The 20,165-nt window shown below is 74.6% G+C and carries 19 protein-coding genes; 12 read left to right on the top strand and 7 right to left on the bottom strand.

Translation table 11 applies throughout. The annotated features are described in order from the left end of the window. Positions 1-39: 39 nt before the first annotated feature. Together ADK41_RS01865 and ADK41_RS01860 are read right to left on the bottom strand one after the other, a co-directional pair. Positions 40-657 carry a TetR/AcrR family transcriptional regulator gene (locus ADK41_RS01865; RefSeq protein ID WP_030825725.1) on the bottom strand — a complete coding sequence of 206 codons (618 nt, stop codon included), beginning with the start codon at positions 655-657 and terminating at the stop codon, positions 40-42. Positions 658-775: 118 nt separating this feature from the next. Next, positions 776-1,273, bottom strand: a complete 498-nt coding sequence (locus ADK41_RS01860; RefSeq protein WP_030825722.1) for a hypothetical protein — start codon at positions 1,271-1,273, stop codon at positions 776-778. A gap of 174 nt (positions 1,274-1,447) precedes the next feature. Here ADK41_RS01860 and hmgA point away from each other — a divergent pair, with 174 nt between their 5' ends. From hmgA to ADK41_RS01845, 3 genes are read left to right on the top strand one after another with little or no spacing between them, the layout of a single operon-like run. Continuing rightward, complete coding sequence (gene hmgA, locus ADK41_RS01855) at positions 1,448-2,800, top strand: homogentisate 1,2-dioxygenase (RefSeq protein ID WP_030825719.1); 1,353 nt, start codon at positions 1,448-1,450, stop codon at positions 2,798-2,800. A 27-nt stretch (positions 2,801-2,827) separates the two neighbouring features. After that, positions 2,828-3,577, top strand: a complete 750-nt coding sequence (locus tag ADK41_RS01850; protein WP_030825716.1) for a GntR family transcriptional regulator — start codon at positions 2,828-2,830, stop codon at positions 3,575-3,577. 23 nt (positions 3,578-3,600) lie between these two features. After that, a complete protein-coding gene (locus ADK41_RS01845) occupies positions 3,601-4,785 on the top strand; it encodes a type ISP restriction/modification enzyme (RefSeq protein WP_030825713.1) in 1,185 nt (394 codons plus the stop codon). A gap of 3 nt (positions 4,786-4,788) precedes the next feature. Here the strand turns inward: ADK41_RS01845 and ADK41_RS01840 are convergent, their stop codons facing one another. Next, entirely contained in the window at positions 4,789-5,502 is a 714-nt protein-coding gene (locus tag ADK41_RS01840) for a TetR/AcrR family transcriptional regulator (RefSeq protein ID WP_030825710.1), read from the bottom strand. 63 nt (positions 5,503-5,565) lie between these two features. Here ADK41_RS01840 and ADK41_RS01835 point away from each other — a divergent pair, with 63 nt between their 5' ends. Together ADK41_RS01835 and ADK41_RS01830 are read left to right on the top strand one after the other, a co-directional pair. After that, positions 5,566-6,537, top strand: coding sequence for a daunorubicin resistance protein DrrA family ABC transporter ATP-binding protein (locus ADK41_RS01835; protein WP_030825707.1), 972 nt, complete (start codon positions 5,566-5,568; stop codon positions 6,535-6,537). Next, entirely contained in the window at positions 6,534-7,316 is a 783-nt protein-coding gene (locus tag ADK41_RS01830) for an ABC transporter permease (protein WP_030825704.1), read from the top strand. The genes ADK41_RS01835 and ADK41_RS01830 overlap by 4 nt, the downstream gene beginning before the upstream one ends. A 184-nt stretch (positions 7,317-7,500) precedes the next feature. Here the strand turns inward: ADK41_RS01830 and ADK41_RS01825 are convergent, their stop codons facing one another. From ADK41_RS01825 to ADK41_RS01815, 3 genes are all read right to left on the bottom strand, one after another. Further along, positions 7,501-7,776, bottom strand: a complete 276-nt coding sequence (locus ADK41_RS01825; RefSeq protein ID WP_030825701.1) for a hypothetical protein — start codon at positions 7,774-7,776, stop codon at positions 7,501-7,503. Between the two features lie 126 nt (positions 7,777-7,902). Continuing rightward, positions 7,903-8,721 (bottom strand): anti-sigma factor, encoded by an 819-nt coding sequence (locus ADK41_RS01820; RefSeq protein WP_030825698.1) that lies wholly within the window; start codon positions 8,719-8,721, stop codon positions 7,903-7,905. Next, positions 8,718-9,260, bottom strand: a complete 543-nt coding sequence (locus ADK41_RS01815; protein ID WP_030825695.1) for a sigma-70 family RNA polymerase sigma factor — start codon at positions 9,258-9,260, stop codon at positions 8,718-8,720. The genes ADK41_RS01820 and ADK41_RS01815 overlap by 4 nt, the downstream gene beginning before the upstream one ends. A gap of 243 nt (positions 9,261-9,503) precedes the next feature. On the opposite strand from ADK41_RS01815, the gene ADK41_RS01810 reads away from it, so the two are divergent. From ADK41_RS01810 to ADK41_RS01795, 4 genes are all read left to right on the top strand, one after another. Continuing rightward, positions 9,504-11,036, top strand: coding sequence for a DUF4331 domain-containing protein (locus tag ADK41_RS01810; RefSeq protein WP_030825692.1), 1,533 nt, complete (start codon positions 9,504-9,506; stop codon positions 11,034-11,036). A gap of 94 nt (positions 11,037-11,130) precedes the next feature. Then, positions 11,131-12,969, top strand: a complete 1,839-nt coding sequence (locus ADK41_RS01805; RefSeq protein WP_037804101.1) for a tetratricopeptide repeat protein — start codon at positions 11,131-11,133, stop codon at positions 12,967-12,969. After that, a complete protein-coding gene (locus ADK41_RS01800) occupies positions 12,966-14,474 on the top strand; it encodes a nickel transporter (protein ID WP_030825686.1) in 1,509 nt (502 codons plus the stop codon). Before ADK41_RS01805 ends, ADK41_RS01800 begins: the two co-directional genes overlap by 4 nt. Before the next feature lie 78 nt (positions 14,475-14,552). Next, positions 14,553-16,139: a serine/threonine-protein kinase gene (locus tag ADK41_RS01795; protein ID WP_030825683.1), complete on the top strand. Its 1,587-nt coding sequence runs from the start codon at positions 14,553-14,555 to the stop codon at positions 16,137-16,139. Between the two features lie 3 nt (positions 16,140-16,142). Here the strand turns inward: ADK41_RS01795 and ADK41_RS01790 are convergent, their stop codons facing one another. Continuing rightward, positions 16,143-16,949: an SGNH/GDSL hydrolase family protein gene (locus ADK41_RS01790; RefSeq protein ID WP_030825680.1), complete on the bottom strand. Its 807-nt coding sequence runs from the start codon at positions 16,947-16,949 to the stop codon at positions 16,143-16,145. A gap of 598 nt (positions 16,950-17,547) precedes the next feature. Between ADK41_RS01790 and ADK41_RS01785 the strand changes: the two genes are divergently transcribed. From ADK41_RS01785 to ADK41_RS01775, 3 genes are read left to right on the top strand one after another with little or no spacing between them, the layout of a single operon-like run. Then, positions 17,548-18,369, top strand: coding sequence for a glycosyltransferase family 2 protein (locus tag ADK41_RS01785; RefSeq protein ID WP_030825677.1), 822 nt, complete (start codon positions 17,548-17,550; stop codon positions 18,367-18,369). Further along, positions 18,366-19,364 carry a glycosyltransferase family 2 protein gene (locus ADK41_RS01780; RefSeq protein WP_030825674.1) on the top strand — a complete coding sequence of 333 codons (999 nt, stop codon included), beginning with the start codon at positions 18,366-18,368 and terminating at the stop codon, positions 19,362-19,364. Before ADK41_RS01785 ends, ADK41_RS01780 begins: the two co-directional genes overlap by 4 nt. Next, positions 19,357-20,157 carry a polysaccharide deacetylase family protein gene (locus ADK41_RS01775; protein ID WP_030825671.1) on the top strand — a complete coding sequence of 267 codons (801 nt, stop codon included), beginning with the start codon at positions 19,357-19,359 and terminating at the stop codon, positions 20,155-20,157. The genes ADK41_RS01780 and ADK41_RS01775 overlap by 8 nt, the downstream gene beginning before the upstream one ends. Positions 20,158-20,165 lie beyond the last annotated feature (8 nt).

The raw sequence follows: 20,165 nt of genomic DNA, 5'->3' as shown, positions 1-20,165 counted from the left end.
ACCGGTATGCACGGAGGGGAGGGGGCCGCCGGGGGCGGCTCAGTCCAGCGTCCGGGCCAGATGGGCCCGCAGCATCTCCCGCAACTCGCCGATGACCTTCTCGTCCCCCTCGGGCGCCATCCGGAACGCCAGGTGGACGAGGGCGTCGGCGGTCTCGACGGCGACGAGGACGGTGCGCCGCAGGTCGTCGTCGGCCTCGCGGCCGAGGTGGCCGGAGAGCAGGTCGGTGAGGCGGCCGGCGACGCGGTGGTTGGGTTCGGCGCGGCGGGCGCCGACGGGTATCCGGTGGCCGAAGTCGACGAGGGAGAAGCCGGGGGCGGTGCGCTTCATGTCGAGGTACTCGTCGAGCACGACGTCCACGGCGTGCCGCCAGCCCCGGTCCCCGGTGCCCCCGAGGCGTTCGGCGACCCGTTCCGTGAAGCGTTCCAGATTGCGCTGGGCCAGCGCGTCGGCCATCTGGCGCTTGTTGCCGAAGAAGCGGTAGACGGAGCCGATGGGCACGTCGGCGCGCTGGGCGACGGCACGGGTGCTGAGCTCGTCGTAGCCGACCTCGTCGAGGAGTGCGGCGCAGGCGTCGAGGATCCTGGCCAGCCGTTCGGCGCTGCGCCGCTGCACCGGCGCTCGACGGAGCGATGTCGCGTGGGGCACGGGGCTCATCATGCCCGCTCGCCCCCGCCCGGTGAACCTCGCCCTCCACCGCGGTCCCGCCCGTCCGTTCCGCGCGCCTGTGCCGGGGGCGCCGTCGCGCCCGGCCCGCCGCCCGGGCCGGGGCCGGCTAGCGGTCCGACACCGTGATGTCGGCCGTGCTCTCCACGGGCTCGCCGTCCACGGCCCACACCGAGCCGTCGTCGGCGTGGAGGCGGACGGTGACGTGGTGCGTGCCGCGCGGGACGGAGTGGCCGGGGAGGTGGTGCTCGGGGGTGCGCAGCAGGGCGACGCGGCGGCCGTTCAGTGCGAGGTGCGCCAGGCCGCGGCCGGCCACCGCGCGCCCGCCGGCGCCGTCCGGTGAGAAGCGGAAGTTGCGCACGGTCAGCCGTACGTCCCAGCCGCCGTCGGCGTCGGGGGCGACCTCGACACCGACGGCGGGCGCGTCCGTCTCGTCCACCTCCCGGTAGGGGCGGCCCTCCTCGTCCCGCGCGTCCAGGAGTTCGCCGGCCGGTGAGGGGGGCTTCCCGCCCTGTTCCCGGGCGTCCCCCGGGGCGCAGCCCGCGGATCCGGCCAGGAGTGCGACACAGACCGCGAGCGCGGTGATCATGCTCCGCGTCCACGACATGCCCGGGAGCGTAGAACACGGATGCGACCCGACGGATCCCCCTGAAGTCGGGTTCCGCGTCCTCCGCCGAGAGGAGGAGCCCGGCGGGAACGGAGATCGCCCGGCCCTCTTGCGCCGCGGAAACCGCAATCCTACGGTGTTGCATAGGAATCCGACCGCAAGGGAGCACCGGGCATGAGCGATGGGGGCACCACCCGCGCGAGCGCGTTCGAGCACGAGGGAGCGCGCAAGGTCGCCGAAGGGCTGGAACACCTCTCCGGTTTCGGCAACGAGCACAGCTCCGAGGCGGTCCCGGGCGCCCTGCCCGAGGGCCGCAACGCGCCGCAGCGCGCACCGCTCGGGCTGTACGCGGAGCAGCTGAGCGGTACGGCGTTCACCGAGCCCCGCGCGGAGAACCGCCGCTCCTGGCTGTACCGGATCCGCCCGTCGGCCGCCCACCCGGCGTTCACCCGCACGGGCAACGGGTCGCTGCGCACCGCGCCCTTCACCCAGACCGTGCCCGACCCCAACCGGCTGCGCTGGAACCCGCTGCCGGAGCCCGCCCGGGGCACCGACTTCCTGGCCGGACTGTGGACCCTGGGCGGCAACGGCGACGTCGCCCAGCGCACCGGCATGGCCGTGCACCTGTACCACGCCACCGCCTCGATGGACCGCGTTTTCAGTGACGCCGACGGCGAACTGCTGATCGTCCCCGAGCGCGGCGGGCTGCTGCTGCGCACGGAGTTCGGACTGCTGCATGTGGAGCCGGGACACATCGCTTTGATTCCTCGTGGGGTGCGGTTCCGTGTGGACCTCCTTGAGGAATCCGCCCGCGGTTATGTGTGCGAGAACTACGGGGCGGCGTTCCGGCTCCCCGAGCTCGGCCCGATCGGCGCCAACGGGCTGGCCAACGCCCGGGACTTCCGGGCGCCCGTCGCCGCGTACGAGGACGTCGAGGGGCCGGTGGAGGTGGTGAACAAGTTCTGCGGCAACCTGTGGTCGGCCACCTACGACCACTCCCCGCTGGATGTCGTCGCCTGGCACGGCAACCATGTGCCCTACGCCTACGATCTGCGCCGCTTCAATGTGATGGGCACCATCTCGTACGACCATCCGGACCCGTCGATCTTCACGGTGCTGACGTCTCCGAGCGACACCCCGGGTCTGGCCGGGGTGGACTTCGTGGTCTTCGCGCCGCGCTGGCTGGTGGGCGAGGACACCTTCCGGCCGCCGTACTTCCACCGGAACGTGATGAGCGAGTACATGGGCCTGATCGAGGGCGCGTACGACGCGAAGGCGGAGGGCTTCGTGCCGGGCGGGGGCTCGCTGCACAACATGATGTCGGCGCACGGCCCCGACCGGGAGACGTTCGACCGGGCGAGCGCCGCGGAGCTGCGCCCGCAGAAGATCGACGACGGTCTGGCCTTCATGTTCGAGACCCGCTGGCCGGTGTCGCTGACCCCCCATGCGGCGCGGGCGGAACACCTGCAACAGGACTACGACGCGGTGTGGCAAGGGCTCGAGCGTCACTTCCAGCCGTTGCGCTGAACGTTCCCCGACCGGTACGGATAGCCCGTGACCTCCTTCGCTCCGGATTCGATCGTCCTGAACCGCAAGTTGCCGCTCTGGTATCAGGTGTCGCAGTCGCTGCGCGCCTCGATCCTCGGCCGCTCGCCCCAGGACCCCCTGCGCCTGCCCACCGAGGAACGACTGGCCGGGCACTACGGGGTGAGCGTGCTGACCATGCGGCAGGCGCTGAAGGAACTGGAGGACGAGGGGCTGATCACCCGCCACCGCAGGCGCGGCACGTTCATCGAGCCCGACGCCCGGCGGGGCGCCCCGGTGCGGCTGCTGGGCTCGGTGGACGCGATCGTCGCCCAGCAGTCCGGCATGACGACCGAACTGCTGGAACACGGTCCGGCGCCGGTGCCGACGGGGATCGCCGAGTACTTCCCGGACCTGTCCGAGGCGGCGGCCTACCACCGGTTGCGCAGCGACGAGAAGACGGGCGAGCCGACCAACCACGCCCGCAACTGGGTCCGCCCCGAACTGGCCGCCCGCATCGACCTGGACGACCTGGTGCGGTGGCCGATGACCAAGGTGCTGCGGGACGTCGTCGGGGCGGACATCAGCCGCATCACGGACACGGTGGAGGCGCGGCTCGCGGACCCGGAGACGGCACGGCTGCTCCGAGTGCCGCTGCTCAGCCCGATCCTGCACTACACGGGCGTCACCTACGACACCGACGGCCGCCCCTTGGACGTGGCCGTCATCCACTACCGGGGCGACCGCTTCTCCTTCACGGTGACGCTGGACGCCACCTGATCCGCCGTCCCACAGGTCGTACGATGCCCTGCGTGACGCACGACGACGCTCCGCTGCTGGCGGACCTCATGCCGTGGTCCGTCGCACCGCCGCGGCTCGGCCGGGGGTGGCCGGCGGCCCCCGACGCGGCGTCCCTGAAGGCCCGTTGGAACGCCCTGGTGAAGGCCGAGGGGCCGGACCGCGAGGCGCTGTTCGGGTCGACCCGTTCCCGGACGCCGTACACCGCGGTCGGACAGCTGCCGGGACGCGGCGGCGGCACGGAGAGGCTGGCCCGCGCGTCGGGCCCGTGCCCCGAGCCGGTACGGGTGCTGCACGGCCCGTTCGACGAGCAGTGGCTGATCCCCGACCAGCGGCTGATCGACGCGGCCCGGCCGGAGCTGTGGCGGGTGGCGGACGAGCGGCAGGTCTTCGTCGTGGAGGCGGGCACCGCCCGGGACCTCACCGGCCCTCCCCTGCTGGCGACTTCCCTGCTGCCGCTGCTGCGCGCCGGCCGCGTCCGCCCGCTGTACCGCCGGCCGGGCGCCGCGGAGCCGAACCTGGCCCCGGGCCTGACGGAACACCTCGCCGCCAGGCTCGGCCGGGACGCCTCGCCGGTGGACGTCCTCGCCTGGGCGATGGCGGCGGCGCACGTCACGCCGGCCGGGCCCGCGGTGCCGCTCACCGGGGACGCCGGCGTGTGGGCGCGGGGCGTCGCGGTGGGCCGCCGGATGCTGTGGCTGTCACGGCGCGACGGGGAGCGTCCCCGGCTTCCCGGCGGGCGCCGCCCGTACGTGCGCGCCCCGCTGTCCTCCCGGCCGGTGACCGTGGACTACGACCGGGACGAGGAGGCCCTGCTGCTCGGCGACGGCCGCATCTCCCCGGTGCCGCACGGGGCCTGGGACTTCGAGGCCGGCGGTGTCCGGGTGCTGGAGCGGTGGTTGGCGGCCCGCACGGAGCCGGCCGAGCCGGGCACCCTGGCCGCGATCCGACCGGCCCACTGGCCCCAGAGCTGGACCTCGGAGCTGCTGGAACTGATCACGGTCCTCGCCCTGCTGGCCGAACTGCGCCCGCAACAGGCCGCGTTGACGGGCCCGGCCGTCCCCGACCCGATCACACCGGCCGAGCTGCACACGGCGGGCGTGCTCCCGGTGCACCCCTCCGCACGTCGCCCCGCCTCGGTGCTGGACGCCCGCGAGGAGGGGCCGGAGGGCCAGCTCGCGCTGATCTGAGGGTCAGCCGCGGGGCTCGAAGCCGTCGAGCACCCGGCCGAGCGCCCGGTCGAACACCGCCTCCAGATCGATCGGCCCGGCGTCCTCCGCGAAGGCCGCCGCCATCCGCGGGTACGCACCGGTCGCGATCCTGCCGCCCAGGTAGGCGATCCGGATCGCGTCCTCCCGCTCCTGCGACCAGGGCAGCGAGCGGGTGCGTTCGGCGGTGGCCAGCTCGTTGGTGACGTAGGTCGTCACGATGCCGTTCAGCATCGCGATCAGCTCCAGCTTGGTGCCGTAGGGCGCGGGGAGCGGGTCCAGGCAGGCCAGGCAGTGTTCGAGGTAGCGCAGGGAGTTGGGGCTGAAGCCGTGGACCGGCGACATCAGCCGCGGCAGCCACGGGTGGCGGTGCATCAGCGCGCGGGTCTGGTGGGCCACCCGGAGCATGTCGGCGCGCCAGTCGCCGCTGGGCTCCCACAGCTCGTGCTCGCCTCCGGCCGCGTCCACCATCAGCTCGTACAGATCCTCCTTGCGGGGGACGTAGTTGTACAGCGACATGGTGCCGCAGCCCAGTTCGGCGGCGACGCGGCGCATGGAGACCGCGTCCAGACCCTCGGCGTCCGCGATCCGCACCGCCGCCGCCGCGATGTCGGCGCGCGTGTGCGCCGGTCGGGGTCCACGGCCGGTGCGCTCGGGGCGCGCCCAGATCACTTGGGGTTCGGCCGCTCGGCCCGCCATCGGTCATCACCTCTTCCACCATCGTAGTTACGTACACCGTACGTAGTGCGCTATGGTCGCCCCATGACTACTACGTACGGTGTACTTAGTGAGGGTCTGGAGAAGCGCTTCGGGGAGGTCCACGCCCTGCGCGGGCTGGATCTGGCGGTGGCCGAGGGCACGGTGTGCGGGGTGCTCGGGCCCAACGGGGCGGGCAAGACGACGGCCGTCCGGCTGCTGACCACGCTGGCGCGGCCCGACGCGGGCTCCGCGCGGATCGCGGGCCACGACCTCCTGCGGGAGGCCGCCGCCGTACGGCGCAGGATCGGCGTCACGGGCCAGGACACCTCGATCGACGGGGACCTCACGGGCCGCGAGAACCTGCGCCTGTTCGCCCGGCTGCACCGGGTGGGCGGGGCGGCCGGGCGGGCCGCCGAACTGCTGGAGCGCTTCGGACTGACGGAGGCGGCCGACCGGCCGGCGTCCGGCTGGTCGGGCGGCATGCGGCGCCGGCTGGACCTGGCGGCGAGCCTGATCCGCCGTCCCGAGGTGCTGTTCCTGGACGAGCCGACGACCGGGCTCGACCCGGCCAGCCGCAATCTGATCTGGGAGGCGGTCCGCGAGCTGGCCGGCGGGGGCGCCACCGTGCTGCTCACCACCCAGTACCTGGAGGAGGCCGACCGGCTCGCCGACGACATCGCCCTGGTGGACCGGGGCCGGGTCGCGCACACCGGCTCTCCGGCCGAGCTCAAGGCGCTGGTCGGCGCGCACGCCGAGGTGGTGGTGGCGGACGCGGAGGCACTGGTGGCGGCGGCCGGGGTGCTCGACCGGCTGACGGGCGCGCAGCCGTCCCTCGACCGGGAGCGCAACGCCGTCGGCGCGGTCACCAAGGATCCGACGCTCACCCTCCCGCACCTGGTGCGCACGCTGGACGCGGCGGGTGTGCCGCTGCTCGACGCGAGCCTCAGGCCGCCGACCCTCGACGACGTGTTCCTGCGGCTGACCGGCGGATCCGGCCCCCGCCACCCCCTCGACGACAAGGAGCGTGCCGCATGAGCACGTTGGCGTACGACGGCACCGCGATGCTCGGCCGGCAGCTGAGGCGGATGCGGAACAACCCGGGGCTGCTGGTCCTCACCCAGACGATGCCCGTCAGCATGCTGCTCTTCTTCGGCTACGTCTTCGGCAGCGCGCTCGCCGTGCCGGGCGCGGAGTACCGGTCCTTCCTGGTACCGGGTCTGCTGGTGGCGACGGCGGCGGGCGGGGTCATGACCGGCATGTTCCAGTCGGCGCAGGACGTCCACCGGGGGGTGACGGACCGGTTCCGCACGCTGCCGGTGAGCCGGGCGGCCGTGCCGGTGGGCCAGGCGGCGGCGGACGTGCTGGTGACGGCGGCCGGAACGGTGCCGTTCCTGCTGGTGGGGCTCGCGGTGGGCTGGCGGGTGGAGGGCGGCGCGCTCGCGGCCGTGGGCGCCGTCGCCCTGTTGCTGCTGTTCCGGTTCGCCTGCGTGTGGATCGGGATGTACCTCGGCCTGCTCACCCGGAACGAGGAGGCGGCCGGTCAGCTGGGCGGGGCGACCTTCCTGCTGCCGCTGCTGTCCAGCGCGTACATCCCGACGGCGGGGCTGCCGGACGGGCTGCGCACGGTCGCGGAGTGGAACCCGATCAGCGCGGTGGCGACGGCGCTGCGGGACCTGTTCGGCAACGCGCCCGTGCCCGACGGGGCGGCCTGGCCGGTGGCGCATCCCGTCGCGGGGTCACTGGGGTGGTGCGCGGTGCTGCTCGTGGTGTTCGTGCCCCTGGCGGTACGGCAGTACGGGCGCGGGAGGGGGTGAGGCCCCGCGGTATGTCAGGTTCCTGCCAGGGTGGAGCCGGTCGGTGCGCCCCCGGAGCACTGCCGGGTGGGAACGGGGGCGCCGGCACGGGGAGGTGCCGGTGTCGGAGCGGGTGCCGCCGCGGGGAGGGCGGCCGGGGCGGGGCGCCGCGCCGGGACGGCGGTGGACCGTCCGGGCGCCGGCGCTACCGGCTGCCGAACAGGGAGCGGCGCAGCCGACGCAGCGGGGCGAAGAGCGAGACGCGGCTCGCCCGGGCCCGCGCGCTCCTGGCACCGCGGTCGTGCGCGGTGTCACGCGCGATGAGCTCGCGCATCAGCAGCGTCGCCTCGGCCGTCTCCCGCTGCGGGACCGCGGGCCCGCCGAGAACCGAGAGATGACGGTCGAGGCGCGAACTGGTCGCGCTGCTACCGCACGTGATCGCAGGGACCCTGGCCCTGCTGCGCACCGTTATCTGTTCCATGTCACTCCCCACCCGTACGAGTCCACCCGGCCCGGGCAGGGTAACCCTATCGCCCCGGCCGGGCGCCCGTGTATCGAGGTCACAGGATTCACCTTCCCCATAAGGGGGTTGACGAACACGCGTCGATTACTCTCCGAATCCGACCGTTTTCAGGGCGAGTTGGACGATGGGCTGCGAGGTGGGCCGCGGTGACCCGCCCTCGGGTTCGACGGTCACGGCGAGTGACGTCGCGGCGGTGTCCAGACCGGAGGCGATCAGGGGCGCGTCGCCCTCGAACAGCCCCAGGGAGCGCGGTCGCGCGTCCGGACCCATGAGCCAGAGCTGGCGCACACGTCCGTTCGGGGGGTCGCCGTATCCGCCGAGGGTGACGACCGCGCTGCGGGTCGATGCGGAAGCGATCACTCCGATCGTGCGGCCCCGCGCGTCCCGGCCGCTGCTCGCACGGGCGTCCGGGGCGGCGAGAACGTGGGCGATCTCACGTGACCGGTCGCGTTCGGCGTCCAGCTGCTCCCGGGTCCCGTCCGCCTGGACGGCGAAGAGCGCGGCGACGACGAGCGCCGCGGCGGCGGTGGCCGTCGCGAACGGCACGAACAGCGGAGTGCGGCGCCGCTCGCGGGGGCGCGGCGGGGGCGCGGCGCCCCAGACGTGCGGCGGGAGCCGCGACGCACGCGCGCGCGCCGGTTCCCGGGGCGCGGGTTCCTGCGGGGTGGTCCGGACGGCGGCCAGGACCCGTTCCCGCAGCGCGGCCGGGGCGGGGGCGGCCGTGGACCAGGCGAGGCGGACGGCGTCCTCGGCGAGGGCCCGCACCTCGGCGGCGCAGCGGGCACAGGACGTCAGGTGCTTCTCGAAGCGGACGCGTTCGGCGGGTTCCAGGGCGTCGAGGGCGTAGGGGGCGGCGAGCGAGTGCGGGTCCCCGCGGCGCGGCAGTCGGTCGAACAGGCTCATGCCGCGCCTCCCAGGCAGTCGCGCAGACGGGTCAGTCCGTCGCGCATGCGGGTCTTGACCGTGCCCAGCGGGAGCGACAGCCGCTCGGCCACCTCCCGGTAGGTATAGCCGTCGTAGTAGGCGAGGGTGACCGACTGTCTCTGGAGTGCGGTGAGGCGGTCCAGGCAGCGGCGCACCCACTCGCGTTCGAGTCCGGCCTCCACCTCCTCGGCGACCTGGTCGAAGGCGGGGCCGTGGCCGCGCCGGGCCTCGCGCCGCTCGCGTTCGCCGGCCGCGCGGGCGCTGCGCACCCGGTCGACGGCGCGGCGGTGGGCGAGGGTGAGGACCCAGGACAGCGCGCTGCCCCGGCCGGGGTCGAACCGCGCGGCGGAGCGCCAGAGTTCGAGCAGCACCTCCTGGGCCACCTCCTCGGACTGGGCGGGATCGCGCACCACGCGCCGCACCAGCCCGTACACCGGCCCGGAGACCAGCCCGTACAGGTCCTCGAACGCCTTCTGGTCACCTTGGGCCACCAGCACCAGCAGCTCGTCCGCCTCCAACGCGCATCCCCCTCTCCGGCCCCGGCGGGCCGCCCGGTCACACGAGGCATGCGCGGCGAGCGAGCCTCCGGACGGTAAGTACGGATCGCGGGACCGAAAACGCGGGTCGGCGGCGAGAAACGCCACGGGCGTACGGACCCCGCGGGAGGGGGCCCGGATGAATTCCCGCACTCGACCAATCCGGCCCGCCGTCCGCTCCGAAGACCGGTGCGTCAAGGCAAGTCGGCACGGAGGACGGACGGCATGACAACTGATTCCAGGACCGGTGCGGGGCGCGGGAGTCTCGCGACCCTGATCTGCGGCGCGCTGGCCGCCGGGGGGCTCGCGGCCGTCGGCGCGACCGCGCTGGGGCCCGAGGCGGCCTCCGCCTCCAGCCACCGGGAGGCCCCGCTGGTCTCGGGCGCCCCGCAGTACGACAACACGGACCTGTACGCGTTCGTCAGCCCCGACAGGCCGGACACGACGACGATCATCGCGAACTGGATCCCCTTCGAGGAGCCGGCCGGCGGACCGAACTTCTTCACGTTCGCCGAGGACGCGCAGTACGACCTGCGCGTCGACAGGGACGGCGACGCGCGGGAGGACCTGGTCTTCCGGTACTCGTTCAGGACCCACACGAAGAACGACAGGACGTTCCTGTACAACACGGGCCCGGTCGAGAGTCTCGACGACCCCGACCTCAACATCACGCAGACGTACGACCTCGAACTGATCAAGCTGCGCGACCTGAAGGCGGTGTCGAGGACCAAGGTCGCCGACGACGTGCCGGTGGCGCCGTCGAACGTCGGCAAGGCGTCGATGCCGGACTACGACACCCTGCGCGAGCAGGCGGTACACGAGCTCGCCGGGGGCGCGCAGACGTTCGCCGGGCAGGCCGACGACCCGTTCTTCCTGGACCTGCGGGTCTTCGACCTGCTGTACGGCGGGAACCTCTCCGAGGTCGGCAACGACACCCTCAAGGGCTACAACGTCAACTCGATCGCCCTTCAGGTGCCCAACGGCCTCATCACCGAGTCGCACGAGCAGCCGGTCGTCGGCATCTGGTCGACGACGCAGCGCAAGAACGCCCAGGGTGACTTCGTACAGGTCTCGCGCCTGGGCAACCCGCTGGTGAACGAGGTCGTCAACCCGCTGAAGGACAAGGACGCGTTCAACGCGTCCGCGCCCCGGGACGACGCGCGGTTCCTGAAGAACGTCACCGAGCCGGAGCTGCCGAAGCTCATCGAGGCGATCTACAAGATCCCGGCGCCGGACGGGCCTCGCGACGACCTGGTCGACGTGTTCCTGAAGGGCGTCGAGGGGCTCAACCAGCCGCCGCACGTGACGCCGTCGGAGCAGTTGCGCCTCAACACCTCCATCAAGCCCGCCGCCGAGCCCAAGCGGCTCGGTGTCCTCGACGGGGACACCGCCGGCTTCCCGAACGGCCGCCGCCTCACCGACGACGTGATCGACGCCTCGCTCCAGGTCGTCGAGGGGGAGCTGGTCGGGGCGGAGAACGACCTGGGGGACGCGGTCGACGCCAACGACAAGGAGTTCGGGGCGGCCTTCCCGTATCTGGCGAACCCGACGGAGGGGTCGCGCGGTCCGCTCGCCGAGGGCGTGGACGGCGGCGACGACGTGCGCAGCCAGCTCGGTGACGCGCTGCGGCCGACGGGTGCGGAGGGGGCCGACGACACGGTCCTGATCGCCGCGTCCGCCGGTGCGGGGGCCGGCGGGCTGCTGCTGATCGGCGCGGCGCTGATGTGGTGGCGCCGGATGCGCGGCCGGGCGTACTGACCCCGGCCCTCCCCGACCGGCGCGGCCCGTCCTCACCGCACGGGCCGCGCCGCCGACCCCCGCACCACCCGGCCAACGACCGAGGAGCAGGACCATGCCTCCGCGTACCCACGGCAGCCCTCCGAACGGCGGGCGCGGCGCCGAACCGCCCTCGCCGGCGGAACCCGGCCACGACAGGACACCGGACGAGGCGGCGCATCGCCGCGGCCCGGACGGGGGACGTGCCCGGCCCGGGGCCCAGGGGCCGCCGCCCCGGGAGCCGGACCGATGGCGCGTGCCGGCGGCCGGCCCCGAGCCGGCGGCCTTCCGGCGCGCGGTGGACGGCCGCCGGACGGACGGCGGGCGGGAAGCGGCGGCGGAGCACCGGACGGGCCCCGGTGAGGACGTGTCCGAGGGGCGGACGCACCGCCGGTGCGGGACCCCGCCCGAGGACGAGGACGGCCGCCGCGCGCCGTCCGCCCCGGCCGCCGACGGCGGGGGCGAGGACCTCGGACCGGCCGGTGCGGGCGCCGACGGCCACGGTCGGGACCCCGGACCGGCCGGTGCGGGCGGCGCGGGGCAGCGGGTCGGCGCGCCGCGGCGGTTCTCCGCTGCCGCGCGGCGGTCGCGCTGGGCGCGCCTCACCGTGTGCGCCGGGCTGCTGGCCGTCGCGATGACCGCCGGGGCCGTCGCGGTGGAAGGCGGCCGGGACGAGGGGCGGGCCGGGGCGGCCGGCGCCGCGCCGGTGGTCGCCGCCGGGGCGCTCGCCGGGGGTGACCTCGGGGCCGGAATCCGGTCGTTGCAGGCCCACCTGCGGGCGCAGCCACGGGACTTCGGCGGCTGGGCCACCCTCGGAACCGCCTACGTCGAGCAGGCGCGGACCCAGGGGGACCCCTCGCGCTATCCGCAGGCCGAGCGGGCGCTCGAGCGTTCCCTCGCGCTCGCACCCGGCAACGAGCGGGCCCTCGCCGGACGGGCCGCCCTCGCCGCCGCGCGGCACGACTTCACCGGCGCCCTGGCGTACGCCGACCGGGCGCTGGAGCAGAACCCCCACAGCGAACGCGCCCTGTGCTCCCGCATCGACGCGCTGGTCGAACTCGGCCGGTACGAGGAGGCCGCCGACGCCGCCGCCACCGCCGACCGCAGGCGGCCGGGGGTGCCCGTGTTCACGCGGTACGCGTACGTGCGGGAACTGCGCGGTGACGTGCGCACCGCGCGGGAGGTGCTGCGGCGGGCCCTCGACGGCGCGTCCTCGCCCGCGGACGTGGCGTACGTCGCGACCGCGCTGGGGCAACTCGCCTGGAACCAGGGCGAGTACGAGGCGGCTCTCACGCACTACGCGCGGGCGCTCGCCGCCGACGACGGCTACCTCCCCGCCCTGGAGGGCCGGGCCCGCGCACAGGCCGCGGGCGGCGACCGCGCGGGCGCCGTGAAGACGCTGGAGCAGGTCGTCGTCCGCTCCCCGCTGCCCGGCCCGCTGGTCGCGCTCGGCGAACTGTACGAGGAGCGCGGCGCCGACGGCGACCGCGCGAAGGCGCGCGACCAGTACGCCCTCGTCGACGCCTGGACCGCGCTGGCCCGGGCCGGCGGGGTCGACGCCGACCTCGACACCGCGCTCGCCGCCGCCGACCACGGGGACGCCGGTGAGGCGCTGCGCGCGGCCCGCGCGGAGTGGGACCGGCGGCACAGCGTGCACACCGCGGACGCCCTCGCCTGGGCCCTGCACGTCAACGGCCGCGACGAGGAGGCCCTTCCGTACGCCCGCCGCGCCACGGCCACCGGCTACCGCGACGCCGCCTTCCTCTACCACCGGGGCGTGATCGAGAAGGCCACCGGGCACGACCGCGCCGCCCGCCGCTCCCTCACCGCCGCGCTGGAGCTGAACCCCGGCTTCTCCCCGCCCGGCGCCCGTGCGGCCCGCGCCGCGCTGAAGGAACTGGAGGCGGCACGTTGAACCCCCGCCGCATCGCCGCCGGTACCACCGTCCTCGCCGCCTGCGCGCTCGCGCTGGTCCCGGCCGGCCCGGCGAGCGCGCACCCGCTCGGCAACTTCACCGTCAACCGCTACGACGGGCTGGTGGCCGCCCCCGGTGAACTCCGCGTCCACCACGTCGAGGACCTCGCCGAGATCCCGGCCGCCCAGGCCGGGCCGGACATCGAACGGCTGGGCCGGGACGCGTGGGCCCGGCAGCGCTGTGCCGCCGCCGCGCGGGACAGCGAGGTCCGGGTCGACGGGCGGGCGGTCCCGCTCACCGTGGGCGCCTCCCGCGTGCGCGTGCGGCCCGGTCAGGCGGGGCTCGACACCCTGCGCGTGGAGTGCGGGCTGACCGTGCCCCTCCCCGAGGGTGAAACGGCCGACCTCCGCTTCCGCGGGGCGGGCGCGTCGTCCGGGCCGGGCTGGCGGGAGATCACCGCGCGGGGCGACCGTACGACGCTCACCGCCTCGGACGTGCCGACCGCCTCGCTCTCCGGCGAACTGACCCGGTATCCGGAGAGGCTGCTCTCCTCCCCGGCCGACACCAGGGCCGCGGCCCTGCGCATCCGCCCCGGCGGCCCGGCTCTGGCGGAGGCGGAGGCGGAGGCGGAAGCGCCCGCCTCCGCCGTGCTCCCGCGCGGTGCCGACCGCTGGACCCGCGCGCTCGACGACCTCGTCGCCCGGCGCGACCTGACCGCGGGTTTCGCCGCGCTCGCGCTGCTGCTCGCCGTCGGGCTCGGCGCGCTGCACGCGCTCGCCCCCGGTCACGGCAAGACCCTCATGGCCGCGACGGCGGCGGCGCGTGGAGGCCGGGCCCGGCTGCGTGACGTGCTGCCCATGGCCGCCTCGGTCACGGTCACCCACACGCTCGGCGTGGTCGCCCTGGGGCTGCTGGTCACGGCCGGTTCGGCCGCCGCGCCCTCGGTGATCGCCTGGCTGGGCGTCGCGAGCGGCGTCCTCGTCACCCTGGCCGGCGCGAGCCTCGTACGCCGGGCCCTGCGCAACCGGAACCCCACGCACCACCACGGGCACGAGCACGGCCCCGAACACGAGCACGGTCACCCGCACCCGCACCCGCACCCGCACCCGCACGGACACACGCACACCCACGGCGGCCGCACCCACACCCACCCCACCGCCCCCACCCTGCGCGGCACGATCCTGCTCGGTCTCGCCGGCGGGCTGGTACCCAGTCCGTCCGCCGTCGTGGTGCTGGTCGGCGCCGCCGCGCTCGGTCAGGCCTGGTTCGGGCTGCTGCTCGTCGTCGCGTACGGCGTCGGACTGGCCCTGACGCTCACCGCGGCCGGGTACGCGGTCGTGAAGGCGGGCAGCGGCGTGACCGGGCTGCTGGCCCGGCGCCCCCGCTGGGCGGCGGCCCCGTGGGCGGTCCTCGTGCGCCGGAGTGCGCCCCTGGGGTCGGCGTTCGTCGTCGTGGCCCTGGGGGCCGGATTGGTGTTCAGGGGGGCGGCATCCGCACTCGGCTGAGCTACTTTCATGGGGAAAGGGAGAATTCGCCCGGCTGCGAAGGGGGGCGCCGTGTCCGGAGAACCGGGCGGTGAACGGGTGGTCGCGGGCCGGTACCGGCTGCTGTCGCCGCTGGGCGAGGGCGGCATGGGCACCGTGTGGCGGGCCCGCGACGAGGTGCTGCACCGCGAGGTCGCCGTCAAGGAGGTGCGCGCCCCGGCCGGGCTGCCGGCGTCCGACGTGGAGCGGATGTACGCCCGGCTGGAGCGGGAGGCGTGGGCGGCGGCGCGGATCGCCGACCGCAATGTGGTGACGGTGTACGACGTGGCCGCCGAGGACGGACGGCCGTGGATCGTCATGGAGCTGGTGCGCGGTCTGTCGCTGGCCGAGGTGCTGGACGCGGAGGGGCCGCTGTCGCCGCGGCGGGCCGCGCACATCGGCGCGGAGGTGCTCTGCGCACTGCGGGCCGCGCACGCGGCGGGGGTGCTGCACCGGGACGTGAAGCCGGCCAACGTGCTGATCGCGAACGACGGGCGGGTCGTGCTCACCGACTTCGGGATCGCCATGGTCGAGGGCAGCTCCGCGCTGACCATGACCGGGGAGGTCGTCGGTTCGCCCGAGTTCCTCGCGCCGGAGCGGGCGTTGGGGCGCACGCCCGGGCCCGGGTCGGACCTGTGGTCGCTCGGTGTGCTGCTGTACGCGGCGGTCGAGGGCCACTCGCCCTTCCGCCGGGACACCCCGCTCGGCACGCTGCGGGCGATCGTCGACGAGGAGTTGCCGCCCCCGCGCCGGGCCGGTCCGCTCGCCCCGGTCGTCGAGGGGCTGTTGCGGAAGGACCCGGCCGAGCGGCTGTCGGCGGAGCGGGCGCAGCAGGACCTGCGGCTGATCGGGGCGGGGGGCGCTCCCCGCGCGGACACGGCGCGTTCGGCGCCGTACCCCCCGACGGTGGCCGCGCCGCCACGGCCAAAGACGTACGCGCCCGCTTCCCCGGCGCCGGTCGCGGGAGCGGCGACCACCACGGCCGGCCGGCCCGGGCGCGACCGGCGTGCCGCGATCGCCCTGGTGGCGGGTGCGGTCGTCCTGGCACTGGCGCTGGCCGGGCTGACGTACGCGCTGCTGGACCGCGGGAGCGGCGAGCCCGACGCCAAGGGGGCCGGGGACCGGGCGAGTTCGCCCGCGCGGACCGGTGACGACGGGGACGACGGCGGTGTGCCGAGGACGGACGGTCCGACGCCGTCCCCCACCGCGAGCGGGGAGGAGAAGGAGGAGAAAGGAAAGTCCACTCCCCCGCCGCAGACGGTGTCGGTGACGGTGACCGGCGCGCACACGGAGTACTCCGGAGGCTGTCCGCCGGCGCACGAGCGGGCGCCCGCGTTCACGGCGACGTTCACGGTGGGGCGGTTGCCGGCCGAGGTCTCCTACCGCTGGGTGGCCGAGGACGGCTCGGTGGACGATCCGGGCTGGCGGACGCTGTCGTTCCCCGAGGGGGGCGGGCGTACGCGGCACGACACGGTGGTCGTGACGACGTACCCGGAGACCGGGACGTATCGGAGCGAGATCGGCGTGGAGGTCCGAAAGCCGGTGCGGACGGCCTCCGGGACGGTGCCGTTCTCGGTGACGTGCGAGACGGAGACCCCGCCGGACGGGGCCTCCGCCTCTCCTTCCGGTTCGGACGACGGGTCCTGAGGGTCAGGCCACCGCGTCGAGCACCGGCAGATAGCCGCCGGACTGTCCGGCGGCCGTCGGGTGGTACGAGTTGCCGATGTTGAGCCAGTCCACGCTGTGCAGCCAGGAGCTGCCGGAGCAGATCTCGTGGCCGGTGAAGGTGGCGCGTACGTCGCCGAAGGTGAAGCCGTGGGCGCCGGCGCGCCGGGCGATGGCGTTGTCGAGGTGGTCGGCGGCGTCGTTGACCGCCTTCCGCTTGGTCTCGGAGAGACCGATGCAGGAGGTGCCGAGCTCGTAGAAGCGGGGGTAGCCGAGCACCACGACGCGGGCGTTGGGGGCCCGGTCGCGGATCGCCGAGTAGACGCCGTCGAGCTTGCCGGGCAGCGTCGAGTCGACGTACGCCTTCGCGGTGGCGATCCGCGAGAGGCAGGTGCTGTCGGACTGGAGCACACAGGTCGTCATGACGTCGGCGAAGCCGGCGTCGTTGCCGCCGACGCTGATCGAGACCAGGCCGGTCGAGGTGGAGAGCGTGCCGAGCTGACCGGAGAGGACATCACCCGTTCGGGCGCCGGAGCAGGCCTTGAAGTCGAAGGACGAGGGGGAGTTGGCGGCCGCCCAGAGGTAGGGGTGGGCCTTCGTGCTGCGCTTGCAGTCGCCGCTGCCGGAGATGTAGCTGCCGGCTCCGACACCGGAGGCGTAGGAGTCGCCGAGGGCCACATAGCCGCCCGCGGCGGCCTGTGGGGACGCCTGCGCCGTCGCGGCCCCGGTCAGGGCGGTGGTGACGGCGAGGAGGAGCGAGCCGAGGAAGAGGACGATTCGGGAACGTCTCATGGAACCTCCCTTGAGCAGGATCTCTGCCGCAACCGTCGTACCAACTACGCGTGTTGACCGGAAGTGTTCATGCCAAAACTGTTGCCGTTCAATCCTGGACGAAATCTGGCCGCAGGGACTTTCGGGCCTTGACGGCCCTTACGGGGTGCGCCACATTGAAGCCCGGCATCCGACACTTCGGGGGGCAAAGTCGGCCATGCGGATCCACACATCCGGGCAAGAGAGGTACGGAACGGCCGAACCGGCGAAAGCGTGATCGGCCGTTCCAGATCCTGCCATTCGGTTTTAATCGTCAATACCGTCACACATCTCACTCGCACCGGTCCGTCGGCAAGCGGCTCCAGGGGAGGGCTCAGGACCGCGACGAACCGGCGCGGGGCGCGGTAGGGGGGTGCCGTGCCCGGTGGCCGCAGGCGGTGACCGGGCCGTGCCGCGCGGCCGGCCGCCGTTTTCGCGGCCGACCAGTTCTGCCAGCTCACCTGACGTGCGCGTCGGCTCCGTGCGTCGTGTCGTGGGGTGAGAACCCCCCTTTCGAACCGGACGAACAGCCGGGCCGCCCGAGGGGCGGGCGGTCCGCCGGACGAGAGGGACCAGACTCATGAGTTCCGTTCTGCGGTCGGCGACCGAGGACCAGGATCCGCCGACCGCCCGCACGTACCGGCCCGTCTCCTCCCACCTGGCCATCGCGCCGCCGGTGAGCGTGGTGATACCGGCCATGAACGAGGCGGAGAACCTGCCGTACGTCTTCAAGACGCTTCCCGACTGGATCCACGAAGTGGTCCTGGTCGACGGCAACTCCACCGACGACACCGTCGAGGTGGCCCGCGGACTGCGGCCCGGCGTCAAGGTCGTCGGCCAGAGCGGCACGGGCAAGGGGGACGCGCTGCGCTCCGGCTTCGAGGCCTGCACCGGCGACATCATCGTGATGGTCGACGCGGACGGCTCGGCGGACGGCAACGAGATCGTCAGCTACGTCTCCGCGCTGGTCTCCGGCGCGGACTTCGCCAAGGGGTCCCGCTTCGCCAACGGCGGCGGCACCGACGACATGACGTTCATCCGCATGCTGGGCAACCGGGTGCTGTGCGCCGTCGTCAACCGCAAGTTCGGCGCCCGGTACACCGACCTCTGCTACGGCTACAACGCCTTCTGGCGGCACTGCCTGGACGAGATCGACCTCGACTGCACCGGCTTCGAGGTCGAGACCCTGATGAACATCCGGGTCGTCAAGGCCGGCCTCAGGGTGCAGGAGATCCCCAGCCACGAGTACCTGCGCATCCACGGCACGAGCAATCTGCGGGCCGTGCGCGACGGGCTGCGCGTGCTGAGAGTGATCCTCGGGGAGCGTTCCAACCGGCGTGCGCTGCGCCGGCGTCCGCGCCCCTCGCCGCTGCTCGCCACGGTCCGGGGGAAGGTCTCTTGAGCGATCCCGGCACCCCGGGCGTCTCGGTCGTGATCTGCGCCTACACCGAGGACCGCTGGGAGGACGTCCTCGCGGCGGTCGCCTCGGTGCGGGCGCAGTCACGGCCGGCCCTGGAGACCCTGCTGGTCGTCGACCACAACCGGGATCTCCTGGAGCGCCTGGGCAAGGAGTACGAGGAGGCCGACGACGTGCGGGTGCTCGCCAACACGGGCCCCCGCGGCCTGTCCGCCGGCCGCAACACCGGGATCGCCGCCTCGCGCGGGGAGGTCGTCGCCTTCCTCGACGACGACGCGGTGGCCGAGCGCGACTGGCTGAAGCACTTCGCCGAGGCGTACGACGATCCGCGCGTGATGGCGGTCGGCGGGCGCACCGAGCCCGCCTGGGCGTCGGGCCGGCGGCCCGCCTGGTTCCCCGAGGAGTTCGACTGGGTGGTGGGCTGCGCCTACCGGGGCCTGCCGCGCGGGCGGGTGCGGGTGCGCAACGTGCTCGGCGGCAACGCCTCCTTCCGGCGCGAGGCCTTCGACGCGGCGGGCGGCTTCGCCACCGGCATCGGACGCGACGGGGACGAGCGCCCGCTGGGCGGCGAGGAGACGGAACTGTGCATCCGCCTCGGCCGCGCCCGCCCCGACGCGGTCCTGCTGATCGACGACCGCGCGGTGATCCACCACCGGGTGCCCGAAGTCCGCGAACACTTCCGCTACTTCCGTACGCGGACCTACGCCGAGGGGCTGTCCAAGGCGCTGGTGGCCCGCAGCGTGGGGGCGAAGAAGGGGCTCGAGTCCGAACGCCGGTACACCACGCGCGTGCTGCCGGCCGGGGTGGCGCGGGGACTGCGCGACGCCCTGCTGGCCCGTCCGGGCGGGGCGGGGCGCGCGGGGGCGATCGTGGCCGGGGTGCTGACGGCGGCCGGCGGCTACCTGGTGGGGAGCGTGCGGGCCCGGCGGGGCGGGGTCACGTTCTCCGTGGCGGTCGTCGCGGAGGCCGGCCGTGACTGACGTACGCGTGCCGATCCTCATGTACCACGCGGTCGCGGACGATCCCGGCGAGGCGACCCGCGCCCTGTCCGTGTCCCCGGGGGCGTTCGCCGAGCAGATGGCGGTGCTCGCGGACCGGGGCCTCACCCCCGTCACCACGGCCGAACTGGCCGCGCGCTGGCGTTCGGGCCGCCCGCTGCCCGCCCGGCCGGTCCTCGTGACGTTCGACGACGGGTACGAGGGCGTGCACCGGCACGCGCTGCCCGTGCTCGCCGAACACGGCTTCCCGGCCACCCTGTTCGTCTCCACCGGCTGGCTGCGGGGCCCGTACGACACCGGCGGCGGCCCGGACACCATGCTCGGCTGGGACCAGGTGCGCGAACTGGCCGGCGCCGGCGTCGAGATCGGCGGGCACAGCCACAGCCACCCGCAGCTCGACCGGCTCGACGACCGCCGGCTGCGCTCCGAGCTGATCCTGTGCAAGGAGATCGTCTCGGACCAGCTGGGCCGCGTGCCCGCCTCGTTCGCGTATCCCTACGGCTACTCCAGCCGCCGGGTGCGCCGGGCGGTGCGCGAGACGGGGTACGCCCAGGCGCTCGCCGTCGGCAACGGTCTCGCCCGCCGCGCCCAGGGCCCGTACGCCCTGCGGCGCGTGACGGTGCGACGGTCGACGGACACCGCCGCGTTCGAACGGCTGGTGGAGGGGCGGGGCGTCGCGCGCGCCTTCGCCCGGGACCGCGCGCTGACCAAGGGGTACGCGGTGGTGCGCCGGACCCGGCGGGCACGGGGGCTGATCCGCCGGCCGACGGACTGAGGCGTGGC

It is taken from the genome of Streptomyces caelestis (assembly GCF_001279005.1).
GTDB lineage: Bacteria > Actinomycetota > Actinomycetes > Streptomycetales > Streptomycetaceae > Streptomyces > Streptomyces heliomycini.
This window is presented reverse-complemented; position numbering and strand designations above follow the sequence as displayed.